Here is a 17,291-nt window from a genome sequence, read left to right on the forward strand (position 1 = left end):
TTCCGATCAATGCGTTCGATACCGGCGGTGGACGGACTGCTGGTACGTAGCTGAGCGGTTGCAGGAAGGGGAACGAGCATGGCGGCCATGAAGCCGCGGACGGGTGACGGCCCGCTCGAGGTCACCAAAGAGGGGCGGGGCATCATCATGCGAGTTCCGCTCGAAGGCGGCGGTCGCCTGGTGGTGGAGCTCACTCCGGACGAGGCGAACGCCCTGGGTGAAGCCCTGAAGAAGGCCTGCGGCTGACTCTCGCGCTTGCGCGCGCGACAGCGCGCTGCACGGGGCCCGGACCACTGGTGCGAACCAGCGGAACCGGGCCCCGTCGCCATTCCCCGGGCCGGTCGCCAGGCGCCCGGGCTCGGTCTGATGGTCCCGGGGAACGGTTTCAGCGCTTGACCGCGCAGAGCAGCCCGTCGCTGACCGGCAGCAGCGCGGGCAGCAGTTGCTTGCTCTCCCGCACCGCCTGCACCAGCTCGCGCATCGCCCCGGTGGCCGGGTCGTCCAGCGCGGGGTCGGTCAGCCGCCCCTGCTGGAACACCCCCTCGAAGCAGACCGCCCCGCCGGGTCTCAGCAGGCGCAACGATTCTGCGAGATAGGCCTTCGACTCGGCGGCGTCGCCGTCGCAGAACACCAGGTCGTACTGGCCGTCGGCGAGCCGGGGCAGCACCTCCAGCGCGCGGCCGGGTATGAACCGGGTGCGGCCGGCCGCGAAGCCTGCCGCCAGATAGGCCTCGCGGGCGAACTGCTGGCGGACCGGCTCCGGGTCGACGGTGGTCAGGATGCCGTCCGGGCGCATCCCGCGCAGCAGGTAGAGGCCGGAGACCCCGGTGCCGGTGCCGATCTCCGCCACCGCCTTGGCGCCCAGCGCGGCGGCCAGCAGCCGCAGGAAGGCGCCGCCGCTCGGACCGATCGCCTGGACCCCGGTGCGGGCCGCCTGGGCCCTGGCGTAGGTCAGCACGGCGTCCTCGCCGACGTAGGTGTCGGCGAGGGTCGCAGCCGCGGGCCCGAAGTCGATGATCTGGTCCTGGGGAGTAGGGGCGCTGCCGGATGTCGATATTTCCTGCCACAGATTACTGGCCGGGTGGGAACCGCGTCCGGCGGCGGGCCGTTGGACCGGTCAGAGAGCGTCGCGGCCGCGTCGGCCGGAGTCCCGTGGGACCGGTGCGGGGCCGGTGGGCAGGGCCGCGGCGGGCCGTACGCCGGACGGTCGGATGGATGAGCGCACTTTTATCCAGAACTGACGGGTGAGGTGGATATGGTGGTGGCCCTGCTGGGCAGAAGAGCCAACCGAGGAGGTGTGGCCGAGGGCGACGTCCCTGTGCGGCGGCAACTCCGCGGCACCTCGTCGGCCCGTACGCCGAAGCCCGTGATGAACCAGTCTGCGCACACCCCCCTGGACCAGTCGTTCGACGGCACCACCGCCGACTCCTCGGCCCCCGCCGCGCTCGCGACCTTCGCCGATGGGGCCGACGCGCAGGGCTGGACCCCGCCCAGCTGGGAGGAGATCGTCGAGGCGCACAGCGCCCGGGTCTACCGCCTGGCCTACCGCCTGACGGGCAATCAGCACGACGCCGAGGACCTGACTCAGGAGGTCTTCGTCCGGGTCTTCCGCTCGCTCTCCACCTACACCCCCGGCACCTTCGAGGGCTGGCTGCACCGGATCACCACCAACCTGTTCCTGGACATGGTCCGCCGACGCCAGCGGATCCGCTTCGACGCGCTGGCCGAGGACGCCGCCGAGCGGCTGCCCAGCCGCGAGCCCAGCCCGGCCCAGGCCTTCAGCGACACCCACTTCGACGCCGACGTGCAGCAGGCACTGGACACCCTGGCGCCGGAGTTCCGGGCCGCCGTGGTGCTCTGCGACATCGAGGGCCTGTCCTACGAGGAGATCGCCGCGACCCTGGGCGTCAAGCTCGGCACCGTGCGCAGCCGGATCCACCGTGGCCGCTCGCACCTGCGTGCCGCGCTCAAGCACCGCGCCCCCGGCGCCGCGCCCGGTCGGATCCGGCGTGGCGGCTCGGAGCCGGCGCCGGTGGCCGCCCTCGTGAGCGCCGCGGAGGTCGGTGCGGGTGGGAGCGGGCGGAGGCGATCGTGAGCGGCGCAGGCCGGTCCGGCGCCCGGCGCCCGGCGCCCGCCCGGCAGGAGAGCACCCGTCAGGAGGTCCCCGTGCTGCGGCCGATCGCCGTGCGCCAGAGCGATCCGTCCCTGGTGGAGGAGCACCACCTCGGTGAGCGGTTGACCGCCTACCTGGACGGCGAGCTCGGCCATGACGACCGCGAGCGGGTCCAGTCGCACCTGGCCACCTGCCGGCAGTGCCTGAGCGAGGCCGAGGAGGCCCGTGCGGTCAAGCAGCGCCTCACCACCGCCGAGCCACCGGGGCCGTCCGGGCTGCTGATGGCCCGGCTGCTGGCGGTCGCGGCGCAGCCCGACGACCTCGACGGCGGTCCTGGCCGCCCGGGTGGCGGCTCGGGACTGACCGCTCTGCCGAGCCTGCCCACCCTGGGCGGCAGCCGGCTGACCGGCGGTTCCTTCGGACGCGGCGCGGGCGCCTCCTTCGGTGGCGGCGCACTCGGCGCCGACACGCCGCTGCCCGGGGTCGACCCGCGGGCCGGGCGTGCTCCCGAGCCGCGGCTGTGGAGCGGTCGGCGTGGTTCGGCCCGGTCGGGCGGTACCGCCGAGCGCCGGCGGCCCGCGCTGACGCTGCCGAGTGCCGGCCTCGGCGTCCAGCCGCGCGGTCGGCGGTTGGTGGTCGCGGCGGCCGGCGCGTTCTCGGTGGCCGCGGTGGCGCTGGGCGGCTTCGGCAGTCTGGGACTTGCCGCAGTGGCGGGCGACAGCCCGAACCCGGCGGACGACCAGCACGGCACGGCGGTCAACCCGCAGGTGCCTGGCGGCGTGCCGGTGGCCCCGCTGAACGGCCCGCTGACGGTGGACCTGCCGCTCGGTGCGCCCGGCGACCACTCTTTTGACCTGCTGACTCCCGGGCCGACGGCGCGGGCCGTCAACCCCGTGATCCACGGGCACGTCATGTTGCCGTGATCCGGTGTTCGCCTTCGGCCATCGGGCCACCGGCGGGTCTTTACCACGGATTCGTCCGCCCGTGGGCCGAGGATCCGCTGGTGGCCATTACGCTGTAGGGAGCCGGTGTCGCGGGCCGAACCGGGATCGTCCGAGCAGCTGGGAGTTCACGTGTTCTTCGACATAGGCCCACTCGAGCTGATCACCCTGGTGATCATGGCCATTGTGATCTTCGGGCCGGACAAGCTGCCGAAGCTGATCCAGGACGCGACCGGATTCATCCGCAAGGTGCGGTCCTTCGCCGACAGCGCCAAGGCGGACATCCGCAGCGAGCTGGGGCCGGAGTTCCAGGACTTCGAGTTCGAGGACCTCAACCCGAAGACCTTCGTGCGCAAGAACCTGATGGGCGGCGAGGAGGACCCGCTGGGCCTGAAGGGCCTGCGCGATGACCTGGACCTCAAGTCGGTGCTCGACGACAAGCCGGCCAGCCCGGTCGCCACGACGAAGACCGCCGCGGCCGCCGGCGGCGTCAACGTGCTGAAGACCGCCGACGCCGGTCCGCCGCTGGCCGCCGGCGAGCGCCCGCCGTTCGACCTGGACGCCACCTGACGGTTCCCCAGCGCCCTGGCGCCACCGCGCTCCGACAGCGACACCCCGCCCGGCTCCCCGCCGAGCGGGGTGTCGTCTGTTCGGCGCCGCTATTGTGCTGAGTGCCCGACAGGTTGCCAAGGAGGCCCCGGATTGGACGCTACGAGCAGTCGCGCGGTGGACACGGCCGCTGCCAAGGCGGCGGAGGTGCCGGGTCGGCGGTCGGCTGAGCCCGCCGACCCGCTGGCCCCGTACCTGGCGGCCGACTTCCCCTGGTACGGCCTGGACGAGGGCTGGACCGGGCGGCGCTGGCTGCTCCAGGCCGGCGCGGGCGGTCACCGCCCCGGCGTGCCGCGCAGCATCGACTACGGTTCGGTCGGCCATGGCGAGCAGCCGCCCAGGCAGCCCGAGGCGCCCGGCCCGCGCCGTTTCGCCGTGGTGGTCACGGTGGCCCGTCGCCCCGGCCGGCGCAGTGCGGACGGCACCGGTGTACTGGACGCCACCTCGGCCTCCTCGGCCGCCTGGCTGGCCGGCTGCGGCCTGCTCGCGGTCACCTGGCCCGGCCGGCTGGACCGTGGCCGCCGGCAGGAGTGGCTGGATCAGCAGACCGCCCTCGCCTGGGACCTGGCCGACGACCTCGGCGGCCCCGGCTGGTCCCCGCTCACCCTGCCCGTCAACGGCCTGCCGCAGCCCTTCCGCTATCGCGAGTCCGAGTATGGCTGGGTGCTGGCCGGCGAGGCCCCGGGCGTGCTGCTGGGCGCGTACGGCCGCGGGGTGAGCGCGTACGGGGTGGGCTTCAGCGCCATCGCGGACCTGGCCGCGTACACCAGGCCCTGATCCGCCCGCCCGACACAGCGGGGCGGGCGGGACCGGGTCAGAACTTGTTCTTCGGGGTCAGCCCGAGCGAGAGGCCCGACAGGCCGCGCTGGCGACCGCCGAGCTTGTCGGCCACCGCGCGCAGGGCGGCGCCGGCGGGGGAGTCGGGGGCGGCCAGGACGACCGGGTTGCCGTCGTCGCCGCCTTCGCGCAGCCGTACGTCGATCGGGATGCTGCCGAGCACCGGGACGGTGGCGCCGGTGGCCCGGGTGAGGGCGTCGGCGACGGTCTGGCCGCCGCCGGTGCCGAAGACGTCGACCATCTCGTCGCAGTGCGGGCAGGGCATGCCGGACATGTTCTCGATCACGCCGACGATCTTCTGGTGGGTCTGCAGCGCGATGGTGCCGGCCCGCTCGGCCACCTCGGCGGCGGCCTGCTGCGGGGTGGTGACGATCAGGATCTCGGCGTTCGGCACCAGCTGGGCCACCGAGATCGCGATGTCGCCGGTGCCGGGCGGCAGGTCGAGCAGCAGCACGTCCAGGTCGCCCCAGTAGACGTCGGCCAGGAACTGCTGCAGCGCGCGGTGCAGCATCGGGCCGCGCCAGACCACGGGGGCGTTGCCGGGGGTGAACATGCCGATCGAGATGACCTTCACACCGTTCGCCGACGGCGGCATGATCATGTCCTGGACCTGGGTCGGGCGGCCCTGGACGCCCAGCATCCGCGGCACGCTGTGGCCGTAGATGTCGGCGTCCACCACGGCGACCTTCTGGCCCTGGGCGGCCAGCGCGGCGGCCAGGTTGACGGTGACCGAGGACTTGCCCACCCCGCCCTTGCCGGAGGCGACCGCGTAGACCCGGGTCAGCGTGCCGGGCTTGGCGAACGGGATCTCGCGCTCGGGCGCGCCGCCGCGCAGCAGCTGGGAGAGCTCCTTGCGCTGCTCCTCGCTCATCACGTCGAGCTCGACCTCGACCTCGGTGACCCCGGGGATCCTGCCGACCGCGGTCTTCACCCGGTCGGTGATCGTCTCGCGCATCGGGCAGCCGGAGACGGTCAGGTAGACCGCGACCCGCACCGTGCCGCCGGTGAGCTGCACCGATTTCACCATGCCGAGGTCGGTGATCGGGCGGTTGATCTCCGGGTCCTGCACGGTCGACAGCGCCTCGCGGACGGACTCCTCCGTCACGCCGGTCGCCACCTCTGTCTCATTGGCCATGCCTTGATGGTACGGCTCGGCCGGGGGCCTGCTGACTGACCAGTAGCGTGCTGGTGATCACAGTCGGTCAGGCAAGCTCGGAGTCGCTCCGGCGCTCCTCCAACTCCTTGAGCAGGCTCTGCAGTTCGGAGCGGATGAAGTCGCGGGTCGCCACCTCGCCCAGCCCCTGGCGCAGCGCGGCCACCTCGCGGGTCAGGTACTCGGTGTCGGCGATGTTGCGGTCGCTGCGGGCCCGGTCCTGCTCCATGTTGACCCGGTCCCGGTCGTCCTGGCGGTTCTGCGCCAGCAGGATCAGCGGCGCGGCGTAGGAGGCCTGCAGCGAGAGCACCAGGGTGAGGAAGATGAACGGGTAGCTGTCGAAGCGGAACGACCCGGGCAGCAGCGTGTTCCAGAGCACCCAGATGACGATGACCACCGTCATCCAGACGATGAACCGCCCGGTGCCCAGGAACCGCGCGATCCGCTCGGAGAGCTTGCCGAACGCCTCCGGGTCGTAGGCGGGCAGCGAGAAGAGGCCCGGGCGCGCGGTGCGCGGCTGGTCGAGCCGGGAGCGCACCGAGGTGCCGTGCGTGGTCTGGGTCCGGCTGCCCTCACGGGCCCGCAGCTCGCGCAGCTGACGCAGGTCGCGCAGTTCGCCCTGGAGACGCTGGCGGGCGGGCTCGTCGCGAGAGCCCGAGCGCTGCTTGCGGTCACTGTCCACCAGGCGCCTCTCTTTCGTGATCGGTGTCGCGGTGCTCCCCACCGTGTGCCCCGCCGTCGTGCTCCCCACCGCCGTGCAGTGCGGCCTCGCGCCAGTCCTCGGGCAGCAGGTGGTCCAGGACGTCGTCGACCGTGACGGCGCCCAGCAGGTGGTCCGCCTCGTCCACCACCGGCGCCGCCACCAGGTTGTAGGCGGCCAGGAAGCTGGTGACCAGCGGGAGCGGGGTGTCCGGCGGCAGCGGGTCCAGGTCGCCGTCCACGATCGAGCCGACCAGGGTGTACGGCGGCTCCCGCAGCAGGCGCTGGAAGTGCACGGTGCCCAGGTACTTGCCGGTCGGTGTCTCGTTCGGCGGCCGGCAGACGTAGACCTGCGCGGCCAGGGCCGGCTTGTGGTCCGAGATCCGCACCCGGGCCAGCGCCTCGGCCACCGTGGCGTCCGGCTCCAGGATGATCGGCTCGGTGGTCATCAGACCGCCGGCCGTGTCCTCCTGGTAGGAGAGCAGCCGACGCAGCGGGGCGGCCTCCTCCGGCTCCATCAGCTGGAGCAGCCGCTCGGCCTCCTCGTCGGGAAGTTCGGAGAGCAGGTCGGCCGCGTCGTCCGGGTCCATCGCCTCCAGCACGTCGGCGGCCCGCTCGGCCTGGAGCTTGCCGAGGATCTCCACCTGGTCGTCCTCGGGCAGCTCCTCCAGCACGTCCGCGAGCCGGTCGTCGTCCAGCGCGGCGGCCACCTCGGCGCGGCGCTTGGCCGAGAGGTGGTGCAGCACGCCGGCCAGGTCGGCCGGGCGCAGCTGCTCGAAGGTGGCCAGCAGGTTGGCCGCGCCCTGGCCCTCCTCGGCCAGCGTGAAACCGGTGACGGCGGACCAGTCCAGGGTCAGCGCCTCGCCGCGGTTCTTGCGCAGCCGACTGCCGCGACCGCGCTGCACGAAGACCTTGCTGATCTCCCACTCACGCAACCGGGTCTGCACCATCGCCACGTCCAGCACGGTCACCTCGGTGCCGGAAGCGGTCTCGGTGACCCGGCGGTCGAGCAGTTCGGCCAGCACCAGCGTCTCGGTCGGCCGCTGCTCGAACCGCCGCATGTTGATCACACCGGTGGTCAGCACCTGCCCCGACTCCAGGCTGGTCACCCGGGTCATCGGCAGGAAGATCCGCCGCCGCCCGACCACCTCGACCACCAGTCCGAGAACCCGCGGCGGGCGCGCGCCGATCCGCAGTGCGACGACCACGTCGCGGATCCGGCCGACCTGGTCGCCGTTGGGGTCGAAGACCGCGACCCCGGCAAGATGGGAGATGAAGACCCGGCTGCCCTGTCCCGCCATGGAGGTCCTCTCGATCGTCGCTCGGGAGGCCAGCGTATCCAAACGCCTTCTTAACGCTCGCGGCGAGGCCGCCGGTGGCGTCGGCTGCCCGCCCGCTGCCGCCCACGGCGTGGGGCCCGCCCCGTACGCTGTCCGGCATGGACGGAACGACTGCGACCGCTGGCGACTTCCTCGACCGCGCCCTGCTGGAGGAGGCCGTGAAGAAGTCCGGCCTGCTCTGGGTGCGGGCCGAGGGCTCGGCCGAGTGTCGCCCGGTCTGGCACACCTGGTACGACGGGGCCGTGGTCCTGGTCGGCGACGGCGGCGAGCAGCCGCTGCACGGCCTGACCACCGGGGCCGGCGCCGAGGTGACCGTCCGCAGCAAGGACAAGGGAGGCCGGCTGGTCTCCTTCCCGGTCCGGGTGGTGGCCGTCGAGCCGGGCAGCGAGGCCTGGCAGGGCGCGGTCGACGAGCTCAAGGGCAAGCGGCTGAACGCCCCCGACACCGACACCATCACCGAGCGCTGGGCCCGCGAGTGCCGGGTGCTGCGGTTGGAGCCGCGTGGCCAGCTGACCGCGCGCCCGGGTGCCATGCCCCAGGACTCGCACGCCGCCGCGCCGCTGCCGAGTGCCGTCATCACCCGCCGGCCGATCCCGGCCGGGCTGCCGAAGCTGCTGCTCGGGCGGCGCAAGAGCCGTGGCTGAGCGGCTGCTCGACCGGAGGGTGTCGGCGCCGGCGCCCACCGGTGCGGTGGGCGGGCCGCCGAGGGCCGACCTGATGCTGCTCGCGGTCTCGATCGCGGGCATCTCGCTCTCCGCGCCGCTGATCAGCGCCACCGCCGCACCGGCGCTCGCCATCGCCTGCTGGCGCAACCTCATGTCGGTGGGTGTGCTCGGTCCGTACGCGCTGCTGCGCCACCGTGCGGAGCTGCGCGGGATCGGCCGCCGCGCGCTGCTGCTGGCGGTGGCCGCCGGGTTGCTGCTCGCGGCGCACTTCGCGCTCTGGATGCCCAGTCTGCGGATGACCTCGGTCGCCTCCTCCACGGCGCTGGTCACCACCACCCCGCTGTGGACGATCCTGCTGCTGCGGATCACCGGGATCCGTCCGCCCCGGCTGGTCTGGCTCGGCATGAGCGTCGCCTTCGGCGGCGTCCTGGTGCTCACCGGGGTCGACCTGTCGCTCTCCTCACGGGCGCTGCTGGGCGACGCGCTGGCGCTCGCCGCGGGGCTGGCGGCGGCGGGGTACATGCTGCTGGGCGCCGAGGTCCGACGGACCGTCAGCACCACCGCCTACACCCTGGTCTGCTACGCCACCACGGCGCTGGTGCTGCTGGTGGTCTGCCTGGTCGGCGGTGTCCGGCTGAGCGGCTTCCCGCTCGGCGTCTGGGGCCAGATCGCGCTGCTGATGATGGCCGCCCAGCTGCTCGGCCACTCGCTGAGCAGCCGGGTGGTGCGCACCCTGGGGCCCTCGGTCACCTCCACCGCGATCCTGCTGGAGACCCCGGGCGCGGCGCTGATCGCCGCCGTCTGGCTCGGCCAGCGGCCGGCCGCGGCGGCCTACCCGGCGGTGCTGCTGATCCTGCTGGGTCTGGCCTTGGTGCTGCGCGGCGGTCGGCGCTGAGCTGCGGCTACCGACCGGTACGCTCGCGGTCATGGCTCACGACTTCCCGCTCTTCGGTGACCCAAGCCAGCCGCACGGCCCGTCGGGCCCGACCCGCGCGGAGGTGCTGGCCGCCGTCGAGGCGCGGCTGATCACCGCCTTCGGCGAACCGAGCGGCCGGGCCGCGATCACCTTCCTGGGCGCCGAGCGGATCGAGGTGCTGCGGTTCGGGCCGGACGCCGAGGGGCTGGTCCGCTACGCCACCCTCGGCATGGCGGCGGCGCCGATGGCCGACCCCACCGCGACGCTGACCGACCCGGTCCGCGGGCCGCGCGCGGAGCTGCTGCTGACCCTGCGCGGGGCGCGCGACGACGTGCTCCGGGCGCTGGCCACCTTCGCCGCCACACCGCAGGTCGAGGGCCTGGTGGTGGCGCCCGGCAGCTCGCTCGACCTCGGTGCGCCGCTCTGGGAGGGCGCGCCGTTCACCTCGGTGCTGGCGGCCGAGAGCGGCGGGCTCATCGAGGACCTGGCGCTGGACGAGCCGGCCGACCCGGTGCGCTTCCTGCCGCTGCTGCCGATGACGCCCAACGAGGCGGCCCACAAGCGGGTGCACGGCGCCGCCGCGCTGGAGCAGCGCTGGCTGGAGCGCGGCATCGACCTGCGGGACCCCCAGCGGCGCGGGGTGGCGCTGGACTGACCGGCGCGGTCAGCGGACGATCGGCCGCGCGCCGGTGGCCTGCGCGAGCAGCGCCTGGTAGGCGTCCGGTGCGGTGGTGAACTCGCCGAGCCGCACCGTCTTGCGCGAGCCGTGGTAGTCGCTGGAACCGGTGGTGAACAGGCCGAGCTCGGCGGCCAGGGCACGCAGCCTGGCCCGGGTCGGCTCGTCGTGGTCGATGTGGTCCACCTCCAGACCGCCGAGCCCGGCCGCCGCGAGCTCGCCGATCACCTGGTCGGAGACGGTCCGGCCGCGCTTGGCGGCGCCGGGGTGGGCGAAGACCGGCACCCCGCCGGCCGCACGGACCAGCTTGACCGCCTCGACGGGGTCGGTCTCGTGCTTGGGCACGTGGGCCCGGCCGTGCTCGGCCAGCCACTCGGAGGTGAAGGCATCGGAGACGGTGGCCACCACGCCGGCCTCGACCAGCGCGCTGGCGATGTGCGGGCGGCCCACCGAGCCCTGCTCTTCCCCCGGCCGGGAGGCGCCCCCGGCCGCGATCCGCTCGACCTGCTCCCAGGTGATCGGTGCGCCCAGCTCCTGGCAGCGCTCCACCACGAGCCGAGCGCGTCGGAACCGGTCGGTGCGGGTCAGCTCGCGCTCCTGGGCGAAGGCGGGCTCCGTCGGGTCGAACAGGTAGGCCAGCAGATGCATGCTGATCCCCTCGACCCGGCAGGAGATCTCGGCGCCCGGCAGCAGGGTCAGGCCGGTGCCGGCGGGCAGCGCCTGGACGGCCGCGATCGCCTCCGGGTATCCGGCGACGGTGTCGTGGTCGGTCAGCGCCACCACGTCGAGCCCGGCCGCGACGGCCGCCGCCACCAGCTCGGCCGGGGTGTCGGTCCCGTCGGAGGCGTTGCTGTGGGCGTGCAGGTCGATGCGCACGGGCGGGCTCCAAGGTGGCGGCGGAACTGGAGCAGCCCACAATAGCCAGCCGTCACCGCAGCCGGACAGGCGTCCGGGACAGCCGTCCGGGACAGCCGTCCGCCACGGCTGTGCGGCCCGCGGCTCAGCCCAGCAGCCGTGGCGAGAGTGCCCCGCAGGGCAGCAGGTCCAGCTCGGCGCCCGCGTCCCGCAGGTCGGTGATGACCAGCTCGTCGTACATCAGCAGGGCGGACTGCTCGGGCCAGGCGATCGCCCAGAGCCACAGGCCCAGCGCCTCACCGACGAAGACCGCGCGGTCGTCGGGGGCACCCTGCACGTGCCACATCGCGGTGGGGCGCCCGGCCGCCATCAGCTTGGTGTCGGCGGGTTTGTGCAGCGAGATGGCGTCTCCCGGGTCCGGCCCGGGCAGCCCGGCATAGCGCGCACCGAGGCCGACGCCCAGCTCCTCGGCCACCAGCACCAGCTCGCCGAAGCCGCCCAGCGGTGCGGGCCCGGAGCAGGCCACAGCGGTGGCTCGGGCACCCGACAGATCGTCGCCGGCGTGACTGATACCGGTGTACAGCCAGCTGACCGGCAGCGGCCAGGGCAGCCAGATCGGCACTTGGGAGCGGGCCACCGCGACGCCCAGTGCCTCCACGCTCGGCGGCAGCACCGGCTGCATCGGATGGACTGCGCCGTGCCTGTCGCACTGCCAGGTGTCGGAGAAGAGCCCGGGGGCACGCACCCGACCGCCGCACCTCGGGCAACTTGGCTCGCCCCTCATGACAGCCAACGCTCCTCCCTCCGGCCCGCCGCGTCAAGGACGATCACCCGTACGGAGGGCTTTGGCTTGCGCATCCGAAGTCCCTGGGGGCGCGAGCCGGGGCGGTGGCCTCCGCTAGGGAATGTCCCGTGCCGGTCGGCGGCAAACGTCGAGCGGGGCGTGCCGGGACGTGGCGAGCGCCGGGGCGGAGCGCTGACGCCCCGTCACCGGAGGATCGGTGACGGGGCGTCGGGGTGCCCGGTGGCCGCGGTGGCGGCCCGGCGCGGCGTCAGGTGCTCTGACACGGGCGGATGTACAGGCGCTCGCCGGTGCGGGCGGCGTCCTCCACCAGGCGGCGGACGGTCTCCGCGTCGGCGATCAGCCGGTCGGTGCCGGTGCCCTGCCGGCCGTCCAGTCGGAGGATCTCGAAGCGCACGGGCCTCTCCTTTCCTGGCCTCGGCTGCTGCTGAGGCGGTGGGGTGGTGCTCATCGGTCGCGGTACGGCAGTCAGTGCCATGGGGTCCCCCCTCGCTGCTGGCCTCGCGTTCGGCCTGGCCGGCGGACGGGCGGCGGGCCTCGTCCGTCAGCGTGTCGTCGGGTCTTTGCCCCGGGGTTGCCCGCCGGTGAAGTCGTTGTTTCGGGTGGCTGCCATGGGTGGCCAACCGTGCTGGCAGGGTCGTTCATTCCCGGTCTGAATCAAATATTACCGTAACTAAGGATTTTTGGTCCAGGCGACGGACCCGAGCGCCGCGGTGTCGCGCTCGGGTCGGTTCGGGGGTGCCGCCGGCTCAGCAGGGTGGTGCCGGCGCGGGTCGGGCTCGGTTCGGTGCGGGCTCAGCCGAGCTTGACGGAGGACCAGAAGGCCAGAAGCTCGGCGGCGGTCCGGGCCGGCTGCTCCGCGTTCGGGGAGTGCTCGGCGCCGGGCACCACGACGTGCCGGATGCCCAGCCGATCGGCGGTCCGCGCCTGCTCGTCGACGGGCCAGGCGTAGTCCCGCTCACCGGAGACGTACAGCTTCGGCAGCGCGACGGCGGCAAGCTCCTCGGTGCGGTCGCGCTGGCCGATCAGCCGCTCGCCCATGGCCAACAGCGACTGCGGGACGTTGGCCACCCAGCGCCGGTGCAGGAACTCGGCGATCTCCGGCGCGGGCTGCTCGGACGGGGCGTCCTCGGCGGCCGCCATCTGCTGCTTCACCTGCCAGATGGTCTCCAGGTCCCAGACGGGCAGCGCGTCCATCAGCATCTTGGTCCTGGCCGCCTCCGGCGGATCGATCGGACCGGGACCGGTGGAGAGCAGCACCAGCGAGGCCCAGGGCAGCGGTGCCGGCGCGGCCAGCACGGCCTCGCGCGCCACGAGGCCGCCGAAGGAGTGCCCGAGCAGGTGCGGCCGACCGCCGCCGTCCTCGGTGGTCAGCAGCTCGGTGACCGCCAGCAGGTCGAGGGCCAGCTCGGCCAGCGCGTAGGCGTCCTGGTCGGCCGGTCCGCCGGTCTCGTACTGGCCGCGCTGGTCGTAGCTGACGGCGCGCAGGCCTGCGGCGGAGAGGGGTTCGAGCAGCGCGATGAAGTCCTCCTTGCTGCCGGTGAACCCGGGGACCAGCAGCACCGTGCCGCGTACCGGCCCGGCCGGCTCGGCCCGCAGCGCGGCGAACTCCCCGCGCGCGGTGGCCAGTCGCACGGCGGTGGCGCGGGCGGGCAGGTCGAGGAAGGGCGGCATGCTCATCGGGAGGCACTCCTGGGTCGGCCGGATAGCGGAGCCGTCCCGAGCATAGGTGACCGCCCACCGGCGGGAACGGCCGGGAGCTGCGGGGATGGCCGCCACGGGCGGCTGAGCGCGACCCCGCCGGGGTGGCTGAGCGCGGGCGGGAAACGCGCGGGGCGGGCGGACCGATGGGTCCGCCCGCCCCGACACCGCGTCAGGTGCTGCCGCGTCAGTCGGTCGCCGGGGCCGGTGCGGCGGCCTTCCGGGTCCGGCGGCGCGGGGCCGGGACCGCCTCGGCGGTCTCGGCGATCACCGGCTCGGCGACGGCCTTCTTGGCGGCCGTCTTGCGGGTGGCCGTCTTCTTGGCGGCGGCCTTCTTGACCGGGGCTTCCTCGACCGGCGCGACCTCGACGGCGGTGGGCTCGGCGGCGGTGGGCTCGGCCACGGCCTTCTTGGTGGTGCGCTTGCGCGGCTTGGCGGCCTCGGCAGGGATCTCGGCGGTCTCGGCGATCACCGGCTCGGCGACGGCCTTCTTGGCGGCCGTCTTGCGGGTGGCCGTCTTCTTGGCGGCGGCCTTCTTGACCGGGGCTTCCTCGACCGGCGCGACCTCGACGGCGGTGGGCTCGGCCACGGCCTTCTTGGTGGTGCGCTTGCGCGGCTTGGCGGCCTCGGCAGGGATCTCGGCGACCACCGGCTCGGCCACGGCCTTCTTGGCAGCGGTCTTGCGCGGCTTGGCGGCCGGGGCTGCCTCGGCCGGGGTCTCGTCGGCGGCCACCGGCTCGGCGACGGCCTTCTTGGTGGTGCGCTTGCGCGGCTTGGCGGCCGGGGCCGCCTCGACGGGCGCGACCTCGGCGACCGGAGCCTCGGCCGGGGTCTCGGTGACCACCGGCTCGGCCACGGCCTTCTTGGCCGCCGCCTTGCGGGTCCGGGTGGCCTTCTTCGCCACCGCGGGGGTGCTCTCCTCGGCCGGCGCGGCCGGCTGGCTGGGCAGCACCGCGGCGGGCGCCGGAGCCTCGGCCACCTCGGCGGCGACCGCGATCGCGGCCTCGGTCACCACCTCGGCGGCAGCCTCGACCACCGCCGTCGCCGGCGCGGCCTCGCCCGAAGCGTTGCCGCGCGAACGGCGCCGACGACGCCGCGGCGCCGTGCTCTCGCCGTCCGTACCGGGACCCGCGGTCGGCGCCTGCGCCACCGCGGCGGTTCCGGTGGTCGGCGTCGGCTGGGTGGCCGCCGCCTCCAGGGCACCGCTCACCGAGGAACCGCCACGGGTGCGGCGCCGGGCGCGCGGCGCGCGGGCCGCCCGCTCCTCGCTCGCCTGCTGCTGCTCGCCCGAACCGCCGCGCCGCCCGCCGGAGCGGTCCGTGCGGTCCGTGCGGTCGGTACGGTCCGTCCGCTCGGTGCGGTCGGTCCGCTCCGCGCCACCGCGCCCGCCGCGCGGACGCTCGCCCCGTCCGCCGGAGCGCGAGCCGCGGCCTCCGGTCTCGCCGAGGTCCTCGACCTCTTCGGCGGCCAGCCCGGCCCGGGTCCGCTCGGAGCGGGGCAGCACGCCCTTGGTGCCCGGCGCGATGTTCAGCAGCTCGTACAGGTGCGGGGAGGTGGAGTAGGTCTCCTCCGGCTCGTTGAAGCCGAGCTCCAGCGCCTTGTTGATGAGCTGCCAGCGCGGGATGTCGTCCCAGTCGACCAGCGTGACGGCGGTGCCGGAGGCGCCGGCCCGGCCGGTGCGGCCGATCCGGTGCAGGTAGGTCTTCTCGTCCTCGGGGCACTGGTAGTTGATGACGTGCGTGACGCCCTCGACGTCGATGCCGCGGGCCGCGACGTCGGTGCAGACCAGCACGTCGACCTTGCCGCTGCGGAAGGCCCGCAGTGCCTGCTCGCGGGCGCCCTGGCCGAGGTCGCCGTGCACGGCGCCGGCCGCGAAGCCGCGCTGGGTCAGCTGGTCGGAGACGTCCGCCGCCGTCCGCTTGGTGCGGCAGAAGATCATCGCCAGGCCGCGGCCGTCGGCCTGCAGGATGCGCGAGACCAGCTCGACCTTGTCGAGCGAGTGCGCCCGGAAGATGTGCTGGGTGGTGTTGGCCACGGTGTGGCCGCTGTCGTCCGGCGCGGCGGCGCGGATGTGGGTCGGCTGGCTCATGTAGCGGCGGGCCAGGCTGATCACCTGCCCCGGCATGGTGGCCGAGAAGAGCAGGGTCTGCCGCTTGGCGGGCAGCATGGTGATGATCTTCTCGACGTCGGGCAGGAAGCCCAGGTCGAGCATCTCGTCGGCCTCGTCCAGCACCAGCGCGCGGACCTTGGAGAGGTCGAGCTTCTTCTGCCCGGCCAGGTCGAGCAGGCGGCCGGGGGTGCCGACCACGATGTCGACGCCCTTCTTCAGCGCCTCCACCTGCGGCTCGTAGGCCCGGCCGCCGTAGATGGCCAGCACGCGGACGTTGCGGACCTTGCCGGCCGTCTGCAGGTCGTTGGTGACCTGGGTGCACAGCTCGCGGGTCGGGACCACGATCAGCGCCTGCGGGCTGTCGGAGAGCTGCTCCTCGGTGGCGCGGCCGGCGTCGACGTCGGCGCGGACGATGGCGCGCTCGATCAGCGGCAGGCCGAAGCCGAGGGTCTTGCCGGTGCCGGTCTTGGCCTGGCCGATGACGTCGTGCCCGGTCAGGGCGACCGGCAGGGTCATCTCCTGGATCGGGAACGGGTGGATGATGCCGACCGCTTCGAGCGCCTCGGCGGTCTCCGGGAGGATGCCGAGTTCGCGGAACGTGGTCTTCGTGGGTTCGGTCGTGGTGGACAGGGTGCTGCCTCTTCCGTGTGGCGGGCCGAGAGCGAGAGGACGGCGGGCAGCCGCGCGGCCGCGTCCAGGGCCGGTGGGCCTGGTCGCGAACTCGCGAGGTCGTGCACGACCGCGCCGGTCCCTGCGGCGTCCGGGAGGCCGGCCCTGGCTGGGCCGCGGCGTCCCGTGGCGTGGGGAAAGGTCCCGTGAGGGGTCCGGCGCGGGACCGGCGCCCTGCGGCGCGGTCCGCGGCGGCCCTCGCTCGGCCACTGATGCGGTGCCTGGCTTGGGGTCCAAGCCAAGGTCGGAGCCGATCGGGTCTCCGACCGGGCATCCGCGTACGTGAATCCCCGGGCGCCGCGTGCCGGAATCCTCCGGACGAGGCGAACCCGCGCGGCTTGCGCACCGTGCGGGCATACGGGTCTCTGCACCACTGTACCGTCAGCCGACGACTCGAACACGTGACGCGTCTGACATGGCAGCTGAGCTGCGCTCGGAGCCTCTGGCACGGCGGTCTAGAGTTTGGGCCATGGAGACTCAAGGCGGGGCCGGCCAGGTCGGCTCGATCGGTGACTGGACGACCTGCTCGGCGGACCCCGACTACCGCGCCGCGGTGCTCGACCTGCTGGGCGCCCTGGCGTACGGCGAGCTGAGCGCCTTCGAGCGCCTCGCCGACGACGCCAAGCTCGCCCCCGGCCTGGCCGACAAGGCGGCGCTGGCCCGGATGGCCTCGGCCGAGTTCGCGCACTACCAGCTGCTGCACGACCGGCTGGCCGAGATCGGTGCCGACCCGACCGAGTCGATGACCCCGTTCGTCGAGCCGCTGGAGAACTTCCACCGGGTCACCGCGCCCTCGGACTGGCTGGAGGGCCTGGTCAAGGCGTATGTCGGCGACTCGATCGCGACCGATTTCTACCGCGAGGTGGCGGTCCGGCTGGACGACGACACCCGGGACCTGGTGCTGGGGGTGATGAGCGACACCGGGCACGCGCAGTTCGCGGTGGACAAGGTGCGCCAGGCGATCGAGGAGAACCCGCGGGTCGGCGGCCGGCTCGCGCTCTGGGGCCGGCGGCTGATGGGCGAGGCGCTCAGCCAGGCGCAGCGGGTGGTGGCCGAGCGCGACGCGCTCTCCAACCTGCTGGTCGGCGGCGCCGAGGTGCGCGGCTTCGACCTGGTCGAGGTCGGCAAGATGTTCAACCGGATCACCGAGGCGCACACCAAGCGGATGAGCGCGCTCGGGCTGGCCTCCTAGGGCTCCTGGGGCC

General features: G+C 74.0%; 18 protein-coding genes. 9 read left to right on the forward strand and 9 right to left on the reverse strand.

The annotated features are described in order from the left end of the window. The first annotated feature begins 78 nt into the window (after positions 1 to 78). Positions 79 to 246 (forward strand): DUF3117 domain-containing protein, encoded by a 168-nt coding sequence (locus tag OG403_RS22955; protein ID WP_329567328.1) that lies wholly within the window; start codon positions 79 to 81, stop codon positions 244 to 246. Positions 247 to 385: 139 nt separating this feature from the next. Here OG403_RS22955 and OG403_RS22960 read toward each other — a convergent pair whose 3' ends face one another. Continuing rightward, positions 386 to 1,018 (reverse strand): O-methyltransferase, encoded by a 633-nt coding sequence (locus OG403_RS22960; RefSeq protein ID WP_329572467.1) that lies wholly within the window; start codon positions 1,016 to 1,018, stop codon positions 386 to 388. Positions 1,019 to 1,369: 351 nt separating this feature from the next. Between OG403_RS22960 and sigE the strand changes: the two genes are divergently transcribed. The 4 genes from sigE (at position 1,370) to OG403_RS22980 (ending at position 4,440) form a co-directional block, all read left to right on the forward strand. Beyond that, positions 1,370 to 2,095, forward strand: coding sequence for an RNA polymerase sigma factor SigE (gene sigE, locus OG403_RS22965; protein WP_329572469.1), 726 nt, complete (start codon positions 1,370 to 1,372; stop codon positions 2,093 to 2,095). Further along, on the forward strand, positions 2,092 to 3,036 hold the full coding sequence (locus OG403_RS22970) for an anti-sigma factor family protein (RefSeq protein ID WP_329567330.1): 945 nt from the start codon (positions 2,092 to 2,094) through the stop codon (positions 3,034 to 3,036). The genes sigE and OG403_RS22970 overlap by 4 nt, the downstream gene beginning before the upstream one ends. A gap of 150 nt (positions 3,037 to 3,186) precedes the next feature. After that, positions 3,187 to 3,624 (forward strand): sec-independent translocase, encoded by a 438-nt coding sequence (locus OG403_RS22975; RefSeq protein WP_329567332.1) that lies wholly within the window; start codon positions 3,187 to 3,189, stop codon positions 3,622 to 3,624. A gap of 132 nt (positions 3,625 to 3,756) precedes the next feature. After that, a complete protein-coding gene (locus OG403_RS22980) occupies positions 3,757 to 4,440 on the forward strand; it encodes a hypothetical protein (protein ID WP_442910960.1) in 684 nt (227 codons plus the stop codon). A gap of 37 nt (positions 4,441 to 4,477) precedes the next feature. Here OG403_RS22980 and OG403_RS22985 read toward each other — a convergent pair whose 3' ends face one another. The 3 genes from OG403_RS22985 to OG403_RS22995 form a co-directional block, all read right to left on the reverse strand. Then, positions 4,478 to 5,635 carry an Mrp/NBP35 family ATP-binding protein gene (locus OG403_RS22985; protein WP_329567334.1) on the reverse strand — a complete coding sequence of 386 codons (1,158 nt, stop codon included), beginning with the start codon at positions 5,633 to 5,635 and terminating at the stop codon, positions 4,478 to 4,480. Positions 5,636 to 5,702: 67 nt separating this feature from the next. Continuing rightward, positions 5,703 to 6,248: a DUF1003 domain-containing protein gene (locus tag OG403_RS22990; RefSeq protein WP_329572473.1), complete on the reverse strand. Its 546-nt coding sequence runs from the start codon at positions 6,246 to 6,248 to the stop codon at positions 5,703 to 5,705. A 76-nt stretch (positions 6,249 to 6,324) separates the two neighbouring features. After that, positions 6,325 to 7,653 (reverse strand): magnesium transporter MgtE N-terminal domain-containing protein, encoded by a 1,329-nt coding sequence (locus tag OG403_RS22995; protein ID WP_329567336.1) that lies wholly within the window; start codon positions 7,651 to 7,653, stop codon positions 6,325 to 6,327. 137 nt (positions 7,654 to 7,790) lie between these two features. Between OG403_RS22995 and OG403_RS23000 the strand changes: the two genes are divergently transcribed. The 3 genes from OG403_RS23000 to OG403_RS23010 all read left to right on the forward strand — a co-directional run bounded on the left by OG403_RS23000 (position 7,791) and on the right by OG403_RS23010 (position 9,928). Next, positions 7,791 to 8,336: a hypothetical protein gene (locus tag OG403_RS23000; protein WP_329567337.1), complete on the forward strand. Its 546-nt coding sequence runs from the start codon at positions 7,791 to 7,793 to the stop codon at positions 8,334 to 8,336. Between the two features lie 73 nt (positions 8,337 to 8,409). Further along, positions 8,410 to 9,252, forward strand: coding sequence for a DMT family transporter (locus OG403_RS23005; protein WP_329572475.1), 843 nt, complete (start codon positions 8,410 to 8,412; stop codon positions 9,250 to 9,252). Positions 9,253 to 9,283: 31 nt separating this feature from the next. Then, complete coding sequence (locus OG403_RS23010; RefSeq protein WP_329567339.1) at positions 9,284 to 9,928, forward strand: suppressor of fused domain protein; 645 nt, start codon at positions 9,284 to 9,286, stop codon at positions 9,926 to 9,928. A 9-nt stretch (positions 9,929 to 9,937) separates the two neighbouring features. Here the strand turns inward: OG403_RS23010 and OG403_RS23015 are convergent, their stop codons facing one another. The 5 genes from OG403_RS23015 to OG403_RS23035 form a co-directional block, all read right to left on the reverse strand. Then, complete coding sequence (locus tag OG403_RS23015; protein WP_329567341.1) at positions 9,938 to 10,825, reverse strand: PHP domain-containing protein; 888 nt, start codon at positions 10,823 to 10,825, stop codon at positions 9,938 to 9,940. A gap of 124 nt (positions 10,826 to 10,949) precedes the next feature. Beyond that, complete coding sequence (locus OG403_RS23020; RefSeq protein ID WP_329567343.1) at positions 10,950 to 11,588, reverse strand: DUF6758 family protein; 639 nt, start codon at positions 11,586 to 11,588, stop codon at positions 10,950 to 10,952. Between the two features lie 268 nt (positions 11,589 to 11,856). Then, positions 11,857 to 12,003: a hypothetical protein gene (locus OG403_RS23025; RefSeq protein ID WP_329567345.1), complete on the reverse strand. Its 147-nt coding sequence runs from the start codon at positions 12,001 to 12,003 to the stop codon at positions 11,857 to 11,859. 398 nt (positions 12,004 to 12,401) lie between these two features. After that, complete coding sequence (locus OG403_RS23030; RefSeq protein WP_329567347.1) at positions 12,402 to 13,286, reverse strand: alpha/beta fold hydrolase; 885 nt, start codon at positions 13,284 to 13,286, stop codon at positions 12,402 to 12,404. Positions 13,287 to 13,494: 208 nt separating this feature from the next. Continuing rightward, positions 13,495 to 15,933, reverse strand: coding sequence for a DEAD/DEAH box helicase (locus OG403_RS23035; RefSeq protein ID WP_329567350.1), 2,439 nt, complete (start codon positions 15,931 to 15,933; stop codon positions 13,495 to 13,497). A 622-nt stretch (positions 15,934 to 16,555) separates the two neighbouring features. On the opposite strand from OG403_RS23035, the gene OG403_RS23040 reads away from it, so the two are divergent. Next, the gene (locus tag OG403_RS23040) at positions 16,556 to 17,278 is read left to right on the forward strand and encodes a ferritin-like fold-containing protein (RefSeq protein ID WP_329567352.1); all 723 of its coding nucleotides are present in this window, start codon (positions 16,556 to 16,558) and stop codon (positions 17,276 to 17,278) included. The last annotated feature ends 13 nt before the right edge of the window (positions 17,279 to 17,291 follow it).

This window comes from Kitasatospora sp. NBC_01266 (assembly GCF_036242395.1).
GTDB lineage: Bacteria > Actinomycetota > Actinomycetes > Streptomycetales > Streptomycetaceae > Kitasatospora.